The 2543-nt window shown below is 51.3% G+C and carries 1 protein-coding gene and 1 pseudogene; both read right to left on the bottom strand.

Annotation, left to right across the window (positions count from 1 at the left end; all coding sequences use genetic code 11):
- Nucleotides 1-125: 125 nt before the first annotated feature.
- A pseudogene (locus tag M8006_RS17470) lies at nucleotides 126-616 on the bottom strand (transposase); the annotation flags it as partial.
- A 258-nt stretch (nucleotides 617-874) separates the two neighbouring features.
- Nucleotides 875-2071, bottom strand: coding sequence for a DEAD/DEAH box helicase (locus tag M8006_RS17465; RefSeq protein ID WP_250084457.1), 1197 nt, complete (start codon nucleotides 2069-2071; stop codon nucleotides 875-877).
- Between the last annotated feature and the right edge of the window lie 472 nt (nucleotides 2072-2543).

Below are 2543 nucleotides of genomic sequence, written 5' to 3'. Positions count from 1 at the left end.
GGTACGTCTTCGAAACATTGCCCACGCTCAACGACGACGAGCTCACCACGCTGCTGCCCTGGCACTGGAAGGACACATTACCCGGCTGAGCGACGCCTGCCCAGATGTGGTTAATGGCTCGCTTACATATCGCCGGTCTCGGCAATCGACGCCACCAAAGGAGAATAAATCCGTGAGCCAGCGTAGCCATTGTAGGCACTGCCGCCCTGATGGCCGAAGACCTCAATAGGCAACCCATCAATATCGAACGTCATCGGGGTATCCGCCGCGTATGGCGTAACATCAGGTAGGCTGCTCAAGCGCCAGATGGCCAACCGCAACAGGCCTTCGTGCACCGTGTCGATATTGTCGGGCTTGCTCAGGCAAGTAATGAGTCGAGAGAGCGTGTCTTGTGACGGACGTGCTTCCGCTAACGGCGCCAAGCTGCGTGCATCGCTACAGGCCAGTTGCCAAAGGGGATCATGGCGGAGGATATCGGTATCGCTGAGATCGTCCCATCCCCCCCACTGGTATCGAGCGCTTCACGGAGTACCAGTTCACCCGCATCGCTGGTGGTGGCATCGCCGCTTAAGTGCACATGAACGGACCCGTTGCAGGACGGTAGTCTTTCACCCATAGTGGATGGCTTCTTGGAATCGTGTTCTTGTCGGAACGTATTGATTACCTTGGAGATTACCATCCACTTTCTTTGTTTTCAGGCCTGCCTCGTGAATAACCCGGGCTTAAGCCAGTAGAAGGCGCGCAGAAGTTGCTTGCGTTATTGGAGAAGTATCCCACTAATGCCGAGCTGTTAGATGCTTTTTTACCCGCCTCGTGAAATGTCTATAATGAACACGCCCACCTTTTTTTTAGAGGTGGGCGTGTTTGTTAAGTTCTAACGATTACGTTGTTTACTATAGTTCAAGTTTGACGCGGGTACTGCTTTTTGAACCGGAAAGCCTGCAATCTCTTTGCGCTCAATAACGCTTTTTAATCGTCTTTCAATGGCACAAAGGTTTTTAAAGTCACTGATGTCGACAAGCGAGATGGCTTCACCTGAGGCGCCTGCACGGCCGGTTCGGCCAATACGGTGGATGTACTCTTCTGGCTGAAAAGGTAGATCGTAATTCACCACACGGCTCAGTTCACCGATATCCAACCCCCGAGCGGCCACCCCTGTGGCGACCAGGTACTTGAGTTCGCCCGTTTTTAACTGAGCCAAAATCTTTTCGCGCATGGCCTGGCTTCTACCACCATGAATGGAATCCGCTTTGATGCCGCGTTTTTCCAGCTGGGCAACAAGCTTGGCCGCACTGTGTTTTTTCTCGGTAAAAATAAGCGCCTGGTCCCACTGTTGCTCGTTAATCAAGTGACTCAGCAAAGCGGATTTAGTGTCTTTGTCGACGGTGATTAGCCACTGATTGATATTGGCGGCGGCGCGGATGTTGGGAGAAATGGATATTTCAGCCGCCAGATCGGTCATCTTGCTATCTGAAAAATCGTAGGCGAGTGCGCGAACGTCGTCTGTCATGGTGGCCGAAAACAACAGGTTCTGACGGTTTTTAGGCAGGCGATCTATGATTTTGTGGATATCATCGACAAAACCCATGTCGACCATTCTGTCCGCTTCGTCCAGTACCATGACGTCAAGTTCATCAAAGTGCAGCGCACGCTGATGCGCCAAATCCAGCAATCTGCCTGGCGTAGCGACCAGAATATCCACCCCTTCAATTAGGCGCTCTTTTTGAGCTTCGGTATCCACGCCGCCGTACACCGCCATAGAGGTTAAGGGCATGTGTTTAGCGTATTGCGCCACATTGGCTTCGACCTGAACCGCTAGCTCACGGGTCGGCACGAGAATCAGCGCACGTATGCGTTTGCCGCGTAACGTTTCCGCTTTACTGAACCGTTCCAGCAGAGGCAGCACAAAGGCAGCGGTTTTGCCTGTGCCTGTTTGTGCAGTGGCGATTAAGTCGTTACCCGAAAGAATGGCAGGAATGGCTTGTTCCTGGATGGGCGTTGGCGTTTTGTAACCGAGTTCGGTAATCGCTTGCACAAGAGGACGGGATAAGCCTAGTTTTGCAAATGGCATAAGGCGCTCTGACCGATGGTCGTAAGGTGTGTCGAAAATAAAAATTGGGGCAGTATAAAGTAAAAGCAACCGACCGCTGAAGCTGAGTTTATGCACGTTAATGTAACGGCTGCACCCATGGAGACGCTATTCGACACCTGGGAGCGTCTGCCAGATAAGGCGCTGTTGGCGATCAAATGGCGCATGGCACAGAGTAGGCCTTTCTGGCATTGGGTAGTGTTCGTCAGAAATGAACGGGATGCGCTACCTTCATGAATTTAGAGATCAGCTATGAGTGTACGTCGCAGTACAGTTTGAATAAATAAGGCTCAAATTAAATTTTACCTTTTGCAGTGAATAAGCGGCTACTGAAGTGGTTGAATAGATGTGACCACCCCAGTTAAGGAATAATGCCCTGAAACTGGAGATGGATCATGACCACACGAAAGCAGTACTCGAAAGAATTTAAACTGGATGCGATTAGCCTAGTGCT

The organism is Halomonas llamarensis (assembly GCF_023555005.1).
In the GTDB taxonomy this organism is placed as follows: Bacteria; Pseudomonadota; Gammaproteobacteria; order Pseudomonadales; family Halomonadaceae; genus Vreelandella; species Vreelandella llamarensis.
This window is presented reverse-complemented; position numbering and strand designations above follow the sequence as displayed.

Excerpts from the sequence above, each read along its gene's own strand:
- M8006_RS17465 (WP_250084457.1), bottom strand. The coding sequence starts at position 2,071 with ATGCCATTTGCAAAACTAGGCTTATCCCGTCCTCTTGTGCAAGCGATT.